The sequence below is a fragment of the Pseudomonas sp. TWI929 genome, from assembly GCF_039673335.1.
Taxonomy (GTDB): Bacteria; Pseudomonadota; Gammaproteobacteria; order Pseudomonadales; family Pseudomonadaceae; genus Aquipseudomonas.
The window spans coordinates 22827-39229 of record NZ_JBDJLK010000039.1 but is presented as its reverse complement, the minus strand read 5'-3'; the positions used below and the strand labels follow the sequence as shown (position 1 = coordinate 39229).

Sequence of the window (16403 nt, the reverse complement as noted above, 5' to 3'; positions counted from 1 at the left end):
TCGCTTCCACCGAGAAGCAAGAGGGTCCACATGAACAGCAAATCCGCCGTTGCCGCACCGCAGGCCGTGGCCGGGATCGGTCGCCATCGCTTCCTGGTCCTGGCGCTGATCTTTGTCATCACCGTCATCAACTATGCAGACCGCGCCACCCTGTCGATTACCGGCACCGAGGTGCTCAAGGACCTCGGCCTGGACCCGGTCATGCTGGGCATGATCTTCTCCGCGTTCGCCTGGGCCTACGCCCTGGGCCAGGTGCCCGGTGGCTGGCTGCTCGACCGCTTCGGTGCCCGCCGTGTCTACGGCATCAGCCTGATCCTCTGGTCGCTGTTCACCCTGCTGCAAGGAACCGTCGGCTGGATGGGGCTGGCCGGTGCGTCGGCGGCGGTGGCGCTGTTTTCCATGCGCTTCATGCTCGGCCTGGTGGAATCGCCGGCCTTCCCGGCCAACTCGCGCATTGTCAGCTGCTGGTTCCCCACCCGTGAGCGTGGCACCGCCTCGGCACTGTTCAATTCGGCGCAGTACATGGCTGTGGTGGTGTTCGCACCGTTGATGGCGTGGATGACCCATGCGCTGAGCTGGGAACAGGTGTTCGTCTGGATGGGCGTGCTGGGCCTGCTGCTGAGCGTGGCGTGGTTCCGCCTTTACCATGAGCCGCACAGTGCGCCAGGGCTGAGCCGCGAAGAGCTGGACTACATGCGCGAAGGTGGCGCCTTGGTCGACCTGGAAAAAGAACGCAAGACTGCCAAGAGCAAACTGACCCGGGCGGAGTTGGCGCAGCTGTTCACCAGCCGCAACCTGTGGGCGGTGTACCTGGGCCAGTACTGCATTACCGCGCTGACCTACTTCTTCATCACCTGGTTCCCGATCTACCTGATCAAGGGCCGTGGCTTGACCATCATGGAGGCTGGCTGGGTGGCCGCGTTGCCAGCGATTTGCGGCTTCACCGGTGGCATCCTTGGCGGTTTCGTATCCGACTGGCTGATCCGTCGCGGGGTGCACCCGTCCAGGGCGCGCAAGACACCTTTCATCATCGGCATGGCGCTGTCTACCAGCCTGGTGCTGGCCAACTATGTGGACGGCAATGCGGCGGTGATCGCCCTGATGACCCTGGCGTTCTTCGGCAAGGGCCTGGCGGCGGTGGGCTGGGCAGTACTGTCGGATGTGGCGCCGAAGAACATGGTTGGCCTGTGCGGTGGCGTGTTCAACGGCATCGGCAACATCGCCGGCATCGTCACCCCGCTGGTGATTGGTTATGTGGTGGCCAGCACCGGCTCGTTCCACAACGCACTCTGGTTCGTGGCCGCCCATGGCGTGCTGGGGATCCTCGCTTACCTGTTGCTGGCCCGGCGCTTCGAGCGTACCGGGCAGGCGTAGGCAGACGCCTTGGCAACAGAGGCCCCGGGAGACCGGGGCTTTTTTGTGGGTGGCTGCCAGTGGTGCAGGCAACACACATCCAAATGAAAAACAAAAGCGCCAAACGGCCCGGTGACGCGTTCGGGCATGCCATTCGCGACATCTGGCGCTAACGGAAATGCCCTGTCGTGATCGAACAGTTCCGGGGCGTTCTCGTGTAATTACCCACAGCCCCGCGCGGCTTAAATGAAGCCCGAACCGCACTGACGCCTTGCTCTGTGACGCGTGCCAAAGATCAACAACAGCGCGCGAGTAACGTGTCGACTTATTGAATTCAAAGGAGATATTTTCGCCTACACCTGCCCGTCCATCCTTGTGTCAGCAAAAAGAGAACAACATCAATGAACACCGTGGGATCTGATGGCAACCTTGCACAAGGTTTCAAGCCACGTCATGTAACGATGCTGTCCATCGCCGGCATCATCGGCGCCGGACTTTTCGTAGGTTCTGGCCATGCCATCGCGGCAGCCGGGCCAGCAACCATAATCTCCTATTTCGTGGCCGGCACCCTGGTGGTACTGGTCATGCGCATGCTCGGCGAAATGGCCGTGGCACACCCTGACACCGGATCGTTTTCCACCTATGCCGACCAGGCCATCGGCCGTTGGGCCGGTTACACCATCGGCTGGTTGTACTGGTGGTTCTGGGTACTGGTGATCCCTATCGAAGCATTGGCTGCCGGGCATGTGCTGAACGCCTGGTTCCCGCAGGTGGACAGCTGGATCTTCGCCCTGGCTTCGGTGCTGCTGCTGGCCGGTACCAACCTGTTCAGCGTGGCCAAGTACGGCGAGTTCGAGTTCTGGTTCGCCATCCTCAAGGTCACGGCGATTCTCGGTTTCATCGGCCTGGGCTTTGCCGCGCTGATGGGCTGGTTGCCCAACCGCGAGGTCAGCGGCCTGAGCGGGCTGATGGCCGAGCACGGCGGCTTTGCACCGAAGGGCTGGTCGGCGGTGGTCGGCGCGTTCATCACCGTGATGTTCAGCTTCATCGGCACCGAGGCGGTGACCATCGCCGCGTCCGAATCCAGCGACCCGTCGCGCAACATCGCCAAGGCCACCCGTTCGGTGATCTGGCGTATCAGCACCTTCTACATCCTGTCGATCTTCGTGATCATCTCGGTGGTGCCGTGGAATGACCCGCAGCTGGCGGTGGTGGGCTCCTACCAGCGCGCGCTGGAAATCATGAACATCCCCAACGCGGCGTTCATGGTCGACCTGGTGGTGTTGGTGGCGGTGACCAGTTGCATGAACTCGTCGATCTACATCGCCTCGCGGATGATGTACTCGCTGGCCAAGCGCGGTGACGCTCCGGCCTTCCTCAACAAGACCTCAAAGGTTGGCGTGCCACGTGCGGCGGTGTTCGGCAGCACCCTGATCGGTGCAGCCATTGCCATCCTCAACTACTTTGCGCCGAAAGGTGTGTTCGAGTTCCTGCTGGCCAGTTCTGGCGCCATCGCCCTGCTGGTGTACATGGTCATCGCCATCTCACAGCTGCGCATGCGCCGCCGCCTGGAGCGGGAAAACACCGAGCTCAAGTTCCGCATGTGGCTGTTCCCGTACCTGACCTGGGCGGTGATCATCTTCATTGGCGGGGCACTGGCGGTGATGATGTATACGCCTGAGCACCGGGCGGAAGTGAGTGCGACATTGGGCCTGGCGATCGTGATTTCCTTCCTGGGGATCGTGACCTCGCGTGGCCATGCGCAACCTGTGGGGGCGCGTTCGATGGGGTGATTGAGTTCACCTGGCGGTAGGGCAAAGGGCACCAGTGGATGGGTGCCCTTTGTTTTTTCAGGGCGGCTGAAAAGTCGCGCGACTAATGTGACCGCTCAACCCTTCATCATCTCGATGTACCTCATCACTGCCGGCGCTTTCTCGAAGCGACGGTGGATCAGGCTCAGCCACGAGCTGGCCTGGCAGTCGACGATCCGTCGGTAATTCACCTGCGGCAGGCTGATGCGTTGCACTACCGATTCTGGCACCACTGCAATGCCTTGGCCGAGTGACACCAGGGTGATCACCGCCACCAGGCTGCCAGGCTGCGGACCAAGACGAGGAACGAAACCACCTTGCGCGGCCACCTCCAGCGTGCCGGAAATCTGCTCGGGAAGGATGAAGGTTTCATTGGCCAGGCGCGAGGCCGGGATCTGTGGCACTTCATTGATCCGCGAGCTGGCAGGCAGGGCGAGGACGAAACCCTCCTGGTGCAGCGCGACGGCTTCGAGTTCTTCCGGCAGTTCCATGGGCGAGCGCACATAGGCAAGGTCAAGCAGGCCATCGCGGACCATGCCGGGCAGTTCGGCCATGGGCAGTTCGCGAATGTTCAGGCGCACGCCGGGGCAGGTTTCGCTGTAGTGAGCCACTTGCTGCTGGAGCATGCCTGAGTAGGCGGCCGAGGCCACGTAGCCCAGTTCGATCCGCCCGCTTTCGCCACGGGCTGCCCGTTGTGCGCCCAGTTGCGCAGCGTCGAACTGGCGCACGGCATGTTCGGCCTCGATCAGCAGGGCCTGGCCGGCGGCAGTGAGGTTGACCTCACGTTGATTGCGCTCGAAAAGGCGCACACCCAGTTCGCGCTCCATGTCCTGGATCTGCCGGCTGAGGGTGGGCGGGGCGATGCCCAATTGCTCGGCTGCCCGGGTGAAATGGCCGTGGCGGGCGACGCAGAGGAAGTAACGGAAATGGCGGATTTCCATGGGTGTTACCTACAGGGTAATGACGCAGGCCGCCGGGGCTAACAAGGCTGGGTGCTGGCGGCGTTATGGTGAGGCCAACACTACAAGGCTGGTGGCTTGGGGGCAAAGTCTGCCGGTGGCATTGCAGGGACCGCAAAGCAGCCCCCGGCGATCTTGCAGTAGAAAAGTACCCAAGCCAACCAGCTCTGCATCTGGAGCCCCATCATGCCCTCTGCGCGTTTCACCCTGCTCACCGCTTCCCTGGTCTGTGCGCTGATCATCCTCGATACCAACATTGTCGCGGTCAGCCTGCCGAGCATCGCCCGCGACCTGTCCGGTTCGTTCGCCGATATCGAATGGGTCGTCAGCGCCTACTTGCTGGCCTTTGCCGCCTGCCTGCTGCCCGCCGGCAGCCTGGCCGACCGCTTTGGCCGGCGGCGCATGCTGTTGATCGGCCTGGCCCTGTTCGGCCTCGCCTCGCTGGCCTGCGGTGCGGCGCCCAGCCTGGTGTTCCTCGACCTGGCCAGGGCCGCCAAGGGCGTTGGCGCGGCATTGCTGCTGACCGCAGCCCTGGCCGCGATCGGCAACCGCTTTCACCAGCCGCAGGAGCGCATGCGCGCCTGGGCCTTCTGGGGCGCCTGCATGGGTGCCACCATCACCTTTGCGCCGCTGCTGGGCGGGGTGATCGCCAGCACCCTGGGCTGGCGCTGGATCTTCTACATCAACCTGCCGCTGGTTGCACTGCTCGCATTCATGGTCATGGGCAGCATCGAGGAGTCCCGCGACAGCGCTGCAGCCCGGCTCGACCCGTGGGGCAGCCTGACCTTCGCCGGCAGCCTGGGCTACCTGATCTGGGCAATGATCGATGCCAACCAGGTGGGCTGGGGTAGCGCGCAAACCCTCGGGCGGCTGGTGATCAGCGCCTTCCTGTTCGGCCTTTTCGTCATGGTCGAGCGCAGCCAGGAGCGGCCGATGATCGACCTGCGGTTGATGCGCAGTGGGCGCTTTGTGGGGGCCTTGCTGGGCATGTTCGCCTACGCTGCGTGTGCCCAGGTGATGATGACCCTGCTGCCGCTGTACCTGCAGGCCGGCCTTCAGCTATCGCCGCTGGCCGCTGGTGCCGGTATGTTGCCGTTCGCCATAGCCATGCTGCTAACGCCGCGCCTGGGCATGCGCCTGGCCGCACACTTGAGCCCGGCGCAGGTGTTTGCGCTGGGCCTGGTGCTGGTAGGGGCGGGCAACCTGTTGTGTGCCTGGGCCGCAGGGTACGGCGGCTATAGCGCATTCGCCCTGGCCAGCCTGGTGCTGGGCGCTGGCGCCGGGCTGCTGAATGGCGATACGCAGAAGAACATCATGGCCTGCGTGCCGCGTGAGCGTACCGGCATGGCGTCGGGGCTAAGTACCACCACGCGCTTCGGGGCAATTGTGCTGGCCATTGGTGCGCTGGGTGGCGTATTGGCCGCCCGCAGCGGGCAACTCCTCTACGAGGCCATGGCCGCCGTGGCCCCCGCGCAATTGAGCCAGGTTGCCGCGATGACCCCTCGGGTTGCCGCGGGTGACTTGCAGGCGGCGCTAGCCATGCTCGACCCCGGCCTGCGGGCAGCGGTAGGTCCGTTGGCCCGTCAGGCGTTCATGGGTGGTTTCGAGGCCGTGTTGCAGGTTGCGGGGGTTACCGCGCTGCTGTTTGCGCTGTTGGTTGGCGTGTTGTTGAGCCGGCCGCTGCCAGCTATGCAGGAGACGCTGCTGACGCAACCACAATCCTGAAGCGGGTGTGCAAACAGCCATGGCGTTTGCCACTGCAAACTTATCTGCAAAATAAATGAGGTGATTTCTCATTCTCGTTCGGCTTATTGAGAAGGCCGAAATACAGGCCAGTCCGCCGACCTCTCTACGGAGCGAGAAAATGAGTTTGACCCCGGTTCCACTGCGCCATCCATTGAATCGAGCCTTGTATGGTGCGTTGTTGGGTTTGCTTGTCAGTAGCTACGCGCTACCGTCACTGGCGCAACCCTTGACTGCTGATCACAACAACCAGCTTCAGCAGTGGAACATTCCTGGCGGGCCACTGGCGCCGGCGCTTGACAGCTTTGCGCGCCAGGCGGGTATCAGCCTTTCTTTCGATGCGCAGCACATAGCCAACCGCAACACCCAAGGCGTACAGGGCAACCTGGAAACGTCGGCAGCGCTGTCGTTGTTGTTGCAAGGGACCGAGTTACAGGTCGAGCAGCAGGGCCCGAATGCCTACCTGGTGATTCCGCAAACCAAGCCTGCCGGCCCGCTGGAGCTTGGCGCGACCGAGGACTATCGGCTGGCGCCAGTCATCATCAATGCCAAGGTCAAGGCCAGTGCCGACGATGACATCAATTCGGTGGTAGCCAAGGAACTCTGGGTTGGCGGCAAGGTGGCGACCAGCATCCTCAATACGCCTGCCTCGGTGTCGGTAGTAACCCGCAAGGAGATGGAGCAGCGCAGTGTCAGCACCACGGAAGAGGCCCTGCAATACACCCCGGGTGTGGTCAGTGACTTCTACGGCTCGGACGATCGCAACGACTACTTCCAGATCCGCGGCTTTCAGGCCACCACCTACCGTGACGGCCTGACCCTGAGCTCGATGCGTGGTGTGCGCGAAGACCCGTATGCCTATGAGCGCATCGAGATTTTGCGCGGCGCCAACTCCACACTGTTTGGCCCGGCAGACCCGGGCGGCTCGGTGAACTTCGTGACCAAACAGCCGCGCTTCGAGCAGTTTGGCCAAGGTTACGTGACCTACGGCTCGTACAACCATGCCGAGACCGGTATCGATGTGGGCGATGCCCTCAACGACGAGCAAACGCTGGCCGGCCGCTTCACGGCCAAGATGCAGAACAGCGACCGCGAGTACGACCACTCGCAGGACGACAACCGCTTCGTGATGGGCGGCCTGACCTGGGCACCCACGGACTTCACCTCGGCCACGGTGATCCTCGATTACCTGAAGACCAACAGCTCGCCGAACAGCGGTGGCTACCCGTTGGACAAGGAATACGACCGCAGCGATTTCTTTGGTGAGCCCGGCTATAACTTCCACGATGTCGAGCGCACCAGCCTCAGCGGCAACATCACCCACGACTTCGACAATGGCTTCACCCTGCGCAGCAACCTGCGCTACAGCGAATTGAGCGATGACTTTGGTTATGTCTACCTGAGCGACAGCGCTTCGCGGGTTGGCACCACCATACCGCGCTACGTATTCGGCACTGACAGCGATGCCGACCAACTCAACGGCAACCTGATGCTGCAGTACGATGCCCAGTTCGAGCACATCGATAGCAGCACCCTGGTGGGTGTGGAATACCTCGACTCGACCACCAGGCAAAGTTCGGTGTACAGCCTTGCACCTTCCATCGACATCGCCAACCCGGTGTTCACTGGCGTTCCCGGTGGCGTTACGCCGTATACCCGCAAGAAGAACGACGCAACCACCAAGGCCGTGTTCCTGCAGCAGAACCTGTCCTTCTATGACCGCCTGATCGCGACGGCGGGTGTGCGTAATGACTCCATGGACCTGTCCAGCACGGAATACGTCGGCGGGGTGAACAAGCAAAGCGACAACTTCTCTGAAACTTCGTACCGTGGCGCGCTGACCTACATCGTCAACGATGAGGTTTCCACATACGTAAGCATGGTGGAATCGGTTTCGCCTCCGCAGGTTGGCGTAACCCCGCAGACCGGCAGGCAGTACGAAGTGGGCGTTAAGTATTCGCCGCTGGGCATGGACGCGTTGTTCTCTGCCGCCGTTTATGACCTGACCCAGGAAAACGTCACCATCGCCGTAGTGCTGCCGAGCGGCATTATCGAGCAGCAGACGGTGGGCGAGTCACGTGCACGTGGCCTGGACCTGGAAGCCAAGGCGCAAGTCACGCAAAACCTCAGCCTGATCGGTGCCTATTCCTACATGGAGACTGAGGTGCTGCGGGGTGCGCTATATGACGGCAGTTCGCTCAAGGGCAAGGAGTTCACCGTGGCGCCGAAACATACGGCTTCGCTGTGGAGCTATTACGACATTGCCGACACTGACGTGAGCGTTGGTCTGGGTGCTCGGTACGTAGGGGGCTATTACATGGATGCTGCCAACACCAAGAAAAGCGACGGAACCACGCTGTTTGACGCGGCGCTGAACTACAAGATTGCCAAGGGCACCGACCTTGCGCTGAATGTCAGCAACCTGTTTGACGAGCAGCATGTGGTGGGGTCGGGTACGGCGAACTACTACAACCCGGGGCGCGAGGTTACGGCCAAGTTGAGCTACAGCTGGTAAAGCGGGTTGTGGATGGCACGGGCTGCGCCCGTGTTCGCGGCTAAAGTCGCTCCTACAGGTACTGCGCAGGTTTGGGCTCATGCGATACCTGTAGGAGCGGCTTCAGCCGCGAACGCCGGCGCGGCCGGTGCCATCCACTGCGTTGATCACGCAACAACCGGATAGCAAGCATCACCCCACAGCGTATCTGGGTTATCCAGCATCAACATGATGATCACCGGCACCAGCTTGCCGAGCAGGTTGGCACAGTCACGCAGCTGGTCCCGGTTGACGCTGCTGTTCCAGGTGGCGCCGCCATGCATGATCTGGTTGCGCAGGGTATAGATGCGATTGAACAGCACCCCCAGTACGGTGGCAGTGTTGCGGTTGGCCAGCGCTTGCTGTGCGGTGCGCTGGCCGCTGGCAAAACGCTCTGTCCACTGCTGCTCGGTGATCTTGCCGTTCTGGTGGTCCCAGAAGCTCTGGAATACATAGGGGTTGTTCAACAATACCCGGATACTGCCCGAGAACTCGGACCACACCAGGTTCTCGATCAGGTTCTCTTTGTCCAGTGCGCAGAGCTTGTCGAGAAATGCCTTGAAGGTGGACTGCTCGGAAAGGCGAAACGCTTCGTCGATGTCCGTCGCATAGGCCGAATTGAACGCGATCCACAGAAATACGAAGCGACCATCAACATCATCCGTCTGCTCGGCGCGGTTCAGCCAGCTCAATGCGCGATGAACGCGCAAGGTGAGGTTGGGGTGATGGCTCTCACGTTCCTGGCGGTGACGGGTCTTGAGTGCTTGATGGTCCATGAAGTGCCAATCCTTGAGGTCGTGAACGGTCCGTAAAGTGATAGCGTGTGTCTGAAAACTTTACAGGTATATGAGCGGTTGGCAGCAAGGGGGTGAACCAGCCTGAGCCAGGCGCTTGTACCTGCGCCGATTGTTTTCCTGTATGAACAGCCAACGTGGACGTTACCTGCCATTTTGCTTAGGGTATGGCCATTCGACACTACCCGCAAGGTAGCCTGCATGGAGCATGAACAGTTCCTGCTAGAACTCGAAATGGAGTCGTTCAAGGAGCCAGGGTTGTTCGCAGCCGTCTCCCAGTTGCAGGCGGCTTACCCAGGCAAACCGTTCACCCTGGATGGCCGTCTAGTGGGTGATATAGGCGAGGTGGTTGCAAGCCTGGCCTATAAGTTGACGCTTAACGAAGGATCAATACAACGTTTGGCACGAGCCTGACTTTCCTGGTGCACCCTGTGCCTGATCATTACCTGGGCATCCGCATGAACCGCGACGGTACGTTCGAAGAGATCTACAACGGGCCGGGATCTCTCCCAACTATATCCGGCTCACGGCCTACTTTCTCGCAACGTTTAATCGCGGGGCAATCTGCTCCTGCAGGCAGCCGGTCGCAGCCTGGCGACAGCGGCTGCACACTTAGTAAAGAAGTTTCAGTGTTTACTAGGCTCGCTATAAAAAATCGATATCATCGAAACTTTTGCTATTAACTAAGTTGGAGCTGTTATCTTTTTGAAACACCGAAATTCTTATGTATAAAGTTGTCTTGAAATATAACTTGGCGTGAACTTTAGTGAGGGGAAGAATACTGAGGGTTTGACCATGAAGCCAACTGACGCCCCTCCACTGATCAGGCTGCCCCTGCAACAATCCGCAGATGGCACGCTGGCGCAACCGGCATCCTCGACCAGTCGCAGCGCCAGTGGCGGACCGGTCAGCACTCTGGACAACCTCCGCGTGGTGCAAAGCTGGCAACTGGCACCCGCCGCGCGCGCCAGTGATGCCCCCCGCAGCGAAACCTTGAATGACCCCCATGCTCTGTTGGCGCTGGACGCCGCCGATGGCTCGACCATCTATATCCGCGCCGATGCGCTGGTCGAACAGTTGCGCCGCACCCGCCCGGACGTGGTCGACAGCGATGGTGCCATCGACTTCGCTCGCTTCACTGACAGTCAGGGCCGCAATCGCGGTGCCGTGGATTGGGTTTGGCGCCAGGTCCGGCAGTTGGTGCTGGAAGATGACGCCATCACTGAAGCCGCCAAGGCGCTGGTCATCGACAGGGCCACCGGCCTTGCCGTGGACTGGGCAGCGCAAAAGGGGGCCACGGCCCTGATGACCGCCATCGAAAGCCAGCTTGCCGGTCCGCCCGGGCTGTACCGATGGAACGGTGGCGTGTTGAGCCCCCTGGACACGATTGCCAACGCCAGCGTATTGGATGCCGACAAGCCGATCCTGTTGTTCATCCACGGCACGGGCTCGCACACGATGGGCAGTTTTGGCGAGCTGCCGAGCACCCAGGCCTGGAAAGACCTGCAACTGAAGTTCGGTACGCAGATTGTTGCCTTGGAGCATCGCACCTTCTCACAAAGCCCGATCGACAATGCGCTGCAGGCGGTCGAGCGGCTGCCCAAAGGTGCCCAGTTGCAAGTGGTCAGCCACTCGCGCGGCGGGCTGGTTGCCGATTTGCTGTGCATGGACCCCAACGATGCGCAGTTGTCGAAATGGATCGAGTATTACCGCCGTGATCCCAGGCCCGATGAAATCGAGCAGGAAAAGCAAGACCCGGCACGAGCCCAGGAGCGCCTGGCCTTTGCTGAAACCGAACAGGCCAAGCTTCACGCGCTCGTCAACTTGCTTCAACAAAAGCAACTGAATATCACCCACTACGTACGCGTGGCCGCTCCGGCCCGTGGCACCGCGCTGCTGTCCGACAACCTCGATGTGTTCCTCTCCTGCCTGCTGAGCCTGGTGCGCAAGTTCGCCACTTGGGGCGTCGGCGCTGCGGTGGGCGCGATTGCCACGCCGGTCGCCGGCAGTGCGGCCGCCCAGGTCGCGGCCCGCAGCCTGAAGTTGCTCGAACGGGTGGTCCTGGAAATCGCCGACAAACGTATGCAGCCACAAGTGGTGCCCGGTATCGAGGCCATGCTGCCCGAGGCACCCATGGGCATGTTGCTGGCTCGGGCCCGGCCACTGCCGAACCTGAAAATGGCAATCGTCGCCGGCGATACCGACGAGTCGGCCAGCAGCATCCTCCAGCGTATCGGCTTCATGTTCGTCAACTGGGCGTTGTTCGACCTGGCCCGCAATGACCTGGTAGTCAACACCGACTCCATGTACGGCGGCTTGTTCGACCATGCCCAGGAAGCCCTTGCCATGGCGGTCGACGGTCCGCAGGTCAATCACTTCCATTACTTTCGCGACACAGTCAGGTACCGCAACCGTCCGCTGCCCAGCAGCATGGGTGACTGGTTGCTGGACAGGGGCATGGCCTCGCGGGGCGTTGCTGCGCAACCGGAGCGGCCTGCAGAGGAAGCCTTGCTGGTCAGGAGCCAGATGGCGGCCAAAGCGGTGGTGTTCATCCTGCCGGGCATCCTCGGCAGCCGCCTGGGCGTTGGCGAGAACACCGTCTGGCTCGACCCGCTGGAGCTTGCTTTGCGCGGCCTGGGGCTTATTGCCATGGAGGTGCCGCAGGTCGTCAGTCAGGGCCTGATCAACCAAGCCTATGGGGACTTGCACAACTACCTTGGAGCCACCCACGAGGTGTTCGACCACCATTACGACTGGCGTCAGCCCCTGCCGGAACTGGGTAGGCAGTTGGCCGCGGCGTTGCGCAAACAACTCAAGGATAACCCGGGCAAGAGCATCCGCCTGTTGGCCCACAGCATGGGCGGGCTGGTTGTGCGCGCGGCCTTCAGGCATGACCCTGAACTCTGGAAGGACCTGATCGAGCAAGCCGACGGGCTGGTGGTGATGCTCGGCACGCCGAACCACGGCGCCTATTCCATGGTGGAAACCCTGCTGGGGCAGTCCGACACCATCCGCATGCTGGCGCGGGTGGATCTGAACAACAGCCTGCCGCAGATCCTCGACATCATCGGCAAGTTCCCGGGTGCCTTGCACCTGTTGCCAGCCCCCGAGTTCGAGGACGTCGGCGGGCGCAGCCCGGTGGACTTCTTCGGCAATGCCAGCTGGAGTCAGCTGGCGATGAAGAACGATGACTTCTGGTTCGGCGACGAATTGGGCGCGCGTCCCGAGACCACAGTACTGGAACAGGTCAAGCAGTCCTGGCTGGCGCTTGGCGACAACTCATGGATCGACGAGGACCCGCAGCGGGTTGCCTATGTCTACGGCCAGGGCAAGAACACCCCCTGCGGCCTGGACATCAGTGGCAAGCAGCTGATGCTGCGCGGTACTCCCCAGGGTGACGGCACGGTGACCTGGCGCTCCGGGAAGCTGGCCAACCTGCCCGACAGCCGTTGCTGGTACATGCCGGTGGTGCATGGTGAGCTGGCGTCGACCAAGCGCTACTTCCCCGACATCGAAAGCCTGCTGCTCAAGCGCACGCCTAAACGCCTGGAGCGGCTACCCATAAGCCGGACTGCAGAGCGGGCGAGCGCGCAGGTGAGCTTCCGTGGTGGGCCGCCGGGTTACCCGTCCGATGCCCAGTTGCTCAGCCAGGTGCTTGGCCGCACGAACAGCCTGGAGCCGAAGCCCGAGTTGCTCACCCTGCAGGTCAACGTGCTGGCGATGGACCTGAGCTGTGCCCAGGTGCCACTGATTTGCGGCCACTTCCGCGGCGATCCGATTTCTGGTGCCGAAGCCGTCATCGACCGAACCCTGGTCAATGGCGTGTTGTCCCAGCGCCAGCGCCTGGGCCTGTACTCTGGCGAACTGGGCAATGCCACGGTAGTGCTGGTGCCGCGCACGGCCGAGGAGGTGCGCCGTGGCACGGGCCGTGGCGCCTTGATGGTCGGCCTTGGCGAAATGGGTGAACTTACCGCCGAGGTAGTGACCCGCGCGGTGCGTAACGGCGTGTTGCGTTACCTGCTGAGCGCCGTGGACCAGTACACCCAGACCCAACTCATCGTCGACCCCGACAAGCCGGAGGACTTGCTGCCGCTGCATATCGCCAGCCTGCTGCTGGGCACCAACTCCAGTGCCCAGTTGACCGTGGAGGAATCCATCCGCGCTGTGACCCTCGGCGTGCTGCAGGCCAACCGCGACTATGCTGCGGTCTGCGCCGGGCCCAAGGGCCGCCCGGCGGCGGTGACGCGCCTGGACATTGTGGAAATGTTCGTCGATGCGGCGATCTGTGCCAGCTACGCAGTTGCCACCCTGGACCACGAACTGGCCGGCGAGCTGCAACGCCTGAATAGCCGGTTGGAACCGGCCCGGGCCGTGCAGTTCGGTGAAGGCGCACGGCCGCGCCTTAGTATTACGCCGCCCGGCAACTACTGGCCGCGCCTGCAGGTCAGCAGCGCCGATGGTGTGCAAGGTAACTATGGCCCGGCAGAGGCGGGGGAGGCCAGGCCGGCGCAGCGTTTCAACTACCTGTACATGGGCCAGCGCGCCCGGGTCGAGGCGCTGGTCGACCAGCGTCAGCCAGGATTGCTGGAGAAAATGGTCGACAGCGCCGTGCGCGGGCCCACCAGCACCCGCTACGACTCTGCAGCGTTCTTCGGTAATAGCCTGTTCCAGCTGATGCTGCCGCTCGCCTTCAAAAGTGCGGTGCGCAAGGCGGACAACCTGATGCTGGTGCTTGATGACAGCAGCGCCAACTTGCCCTGGGAGATGCTCGAGACCGATGGCGAGCCGCTGATCAAGCGTACCCGCCTGGTGCGCCAGTTCATCACTCAGAGCTACCGGCGCGAAGTGGTGCGCACCGACCTGATGAATGCCTGTGTGATCGGCAACCCTGACACCCAGGGCTACTTCAAGCAGTTCAAACCCAAGGGGGAAGGGCCTTGGCCGGACCGCTTGGTGAGCCTGCCCGGCGCCCGACGCGAAAGCCAAGCAGTGGGCCGGGTGCTCGATGGCGCGGGCTACGCGACCTGGAACCTGGGCGACGACGCCAGCGCCGTGGAGGTGTTCGACCTGCTCTTTGCCAGGCCGTACCGGGTGCTGGTGATCTGTGCCCATGGGGTGTTCCGCAGCGAAGACATTTACGGGCAGATGCGTAGCGGGGTGGTGTTGTCCGACGGTTTGCTGCTGACCGCCGCCGAGATCGACCGTATGGAAACCGTGCCGGACCTGGTGTTCCTCAGCTGCTGCCACCTGGGCAAGGTCGGGGTGTCAGAACCCGGTGGCAACCGGCTGGCGGCGAGCCTGGCGCAAGAGCTGATCAACATGGGCGTGCGCTGTGTGGTGGCGGCCGGGTGGGAGGTCGATGACAGTGCCGCCTGCTGCTTTAGCGAAACCTTCTTCAACCGCCTGGCCATCAATGGCGATCACTTCGCCGAAGCCATTGCCTGTGCGCGTCTGGAAACCCTCGAACAGTTCCCCGGCTGCAACACCTGGGGTGCTTACCAGGCTTACGGTGACCCGTTGTTCCAGCTCAGGCTGCTGCCTCCCGGTGACGGCAGTAATCGCTGCCTGCGAGGCTCTCCGGAATTGCTCGACTGGCTGGAGGGCAGGCGACTGCAGGCAGCCAACCCGGACCCGGCAAGCGCGGGGGGAGGGTTCCAGCAGGTATTCGATCAGGTACAGAAGCGGCTTGAGGGGCTGCCGGAAAACTGGATCAACCAGGCCGAAGTCCAGTATGGGTTGGGGCTACTGTACAACGAGTGGAGCGAGGCCCAGGCATTGCAAGTGGCGCACGAATCCTTCCTGCAGGCACTTGCCCGCTTCAATGGCCGCGGTTGTGTGCCGCTGACAGCAGTGGAAAAACTGATCGATGTGGAGATTCGTCAGGCCTGTTTGGCGGCGGCCCCGAGCCAGGTGGGCGACGCTGCCGATTTCAAGAAGGCTCGCAAGTTGATTGATGCGGCCATCAAACGTGCCGATGGGTTGAGCAAGGTCTGCGAAGCCGAGCCCGGCGTATTGCTGGCGCGGCGTCAGGTGATGCGGGGGCGCGCCCTCAAGCGTAAAGCGTATATCGTGCTGCTCCAGAGTCAGCAGGCCAGGTCCAAGGCATTGAAGAATGTCATCAATCAAAGCCTTAAAGCCGCCATGGATGCTTATGCGGCGGGTGAAGACAAGCTGACGCCCGACTGGAATCCCTATGCGATGATCAACCGGATTCAACTGCAGATCATGGTGCCTAAGGAGTCGCCTTCAATCCCCGACCTGGCTCGCTGCGAAGCCGAAGCACAGGCCCGCTACAAACAATCGTTCGGCGTTTTCGATGCGGTGATGAAGGCCGATGTGCAATTGACCCGCTGGCTGATCGGGGTTGCCGGGGGCACAGAGGGCTCGCGGGACGTTGCCGAGCGCACACTGATCGACAGCTACGATGATGCGCTGGCAGGCCAGCGCATTACGGCGCGGCAGTTTGAGTCGGTCGTGCGCCAGTTGCAGCTGATAGAGTGTTGGCTGAATTGGGACGGCAAGCCTAAGCAGGCCCAGGTCCCGGGTAACATCGCCAGGGTTCTGATGAAGCGCCGCTGACCTGTAGCCGCAGCCTGGCGGCTACACCTTGAGCGTCGCCTTCAGGCCTTATGATGGCGTCTTCCAGGGAGTGAAGAGGGTAGACCCACCCACCGCAAATTCCAGGCACAAAAAAGACGCCCGAGGGCGTCTTCTTTTTTGGATTTGGTGGAGCCGGGGGGATTTGAACCCCCGTCCGCCAGTACTCCGCTGTCGGTACTACATGCTTAGCCGTGTCTACTGATTTAATCCGCAGCCGCCCGACGGGCAGGGTGCTTTGGATGAGTTGTGTAAGTTTTAGTCACTTCGCCCACAACGTGCTACGCGACGATCCTGTTCTATATGACAATCAGTTCGGGTTTACAGGCATCCCCTAGTGATTGCTGGAGCCGAAGCTACCAGAAGCAATGGGTCAAAGTGACCGCTTACGCGGCCATTTTGTACTCCACGCCGTAGTTTTCGTCATTGGCAACTATAAAAGTTGCAACAGTGGATTTACGAGTTCTGTTACCAACTCGGCATGCACCTAGAGTTTCGCTACCGGCGTCGAATCCTAATCGGCCCCACACTAGCTCTTGGCTAACGCACCTTACGGCACGTGAGGCGGAGTATACGCCATTGTGCGGGCGACGTCGACAGCCGGTCCTGTCGC

Annotated in this window: 8 protein-coding genes and 1 other RNA gene; 6 read left to right on the top strand and 3 right to left on the bottom strand. The window is 61.8% G+C overall.

Annotated features, from left to right (window positions below; all coding sequences use genetic code 11):
* The first annotated feature begins 30 nt into the window (after nucleotides 1-30).
* Nucleotides 31-1374, top strand: coding sequence for an MFS transporter (locus tag ABE456_RS16865; protein ID WP_346644923.1), 1344 nt, complete (start codon nucleotides 31-33; stop codon nucleotides 1372-1374).
* A gap of 380 nt (nucleotides 1375-1754) precedes the next feature.
* The gene (gabP, locus tag ABE456_RS16860; protein WP_346644922.1) at nucleotides 1755-3146 is read left to right on the top strand and encodes a GABA permease; all 1392 of its coding nucleotides are present in this window, start codon (nucleotides 1755-1757) and stop codon (nucleotides 3144-3146) included.
* 95 nt (nucleotides 3147-3241) lie between these two features.
* On the opposite strand, the gene ABE456_RS16855 is transcribed toward gabP, so the two are convergent.
* The gene (locus ABE456_RS16855; RefSeq protein WP_346644921.1) at nucleotides 3242-4105 is read right to left on the bottom strand and encodes a LysR family transcriptional regulator; all 864 of its coding nucleotides are present in this window, start codon (nucleotides 4103-4105) and stop codon (nucleotides 3242-3244) included.
* A 204-nt stretch (nucleotides 4106-4309) separates the two neighbouring features.
* Between ABE456_RS16855 and ABE456_RS16850 the strand changes: the two genes are divergently transcribed.
* Complete coding sequence (locus ABE456_RS16850; protein ID WP_346644920.1) at nucleotides 4310-5848, top strand: MFS transporter; 1539 nt, start codon at nucleotides 4310-4312, stop codon at nucleotides 5846-5848.
* A gap of 139 nt (nucleotides 5849-5987) precedes the next feature.
* Nucleotides 5988-8381 (top strand): TonB-dependent siderophore receptor, encoded by a 2394-nt coding sequence (locus tag ABE456_RS16845; protein WP_346644919.1) that lies wholly within the window; start codon nucleotides 5988-5990, stop codon nucleotides 8379-8381.
* Nucleotides 8382-8527: 146 nt separating this feature from the next.
* Here ABE456_RS16845 and ABE456_RS16840 read toward each other — a convergent pair whose 3' ends face one another.
* Nucleotides 8528-9175 carry a hypothetical protein gene (locus ABE456_RS16840; RefSeq protein WP_346644918.1) on the bottom strand — a complete coding sequence of 216 codons (648 nt, stop codon included), beginning with the start codon at nucleotides 9173-9175 and terminating at the stop codon, nucleotides 8528-8530.
* Nucleotides 9176-9394: 219 nt separating this feature from the next.
* Between ABE456_RS16840 and ABE456_RS16835 the strand changes: the two genes are divergently transcribed.
* Nucleotides 9395-9607 carry a hypothetical protein gene (locus ABE456_RS16835; RefSeq protein WP_346644917.1) on the top strand — a complete coding sequence of 71 codons (213 nt, stop codon included), beginning with the start codon at nucleotides 9395-9397 and terminating at the stop codon, nucleotides 9605-9607.
* Between the two features lie 381 nt (nucleotides 9608-9988).
* Entirely contained in the window at nucleotides 9989-15772 is a 5784-nt protein-coding gene (locus ABE456_RS16830; protein ID WP_346644916.1) for a CHAT domain-containing protein, read from the top strand.
* Nucleotides 15773-15917: 145 nt separating this feature from the next.
* Here ABE456_RS16830 and ssrA read toward each other — a convergent pair.
* Nucleotides 15918-16316: a transfer-messenger RNA gene (gene ssrA, locus ABE456_RS16825) on the bottom strand.
* Nucleotides 16317-16403: the final 87 nt, after the last annotated feature.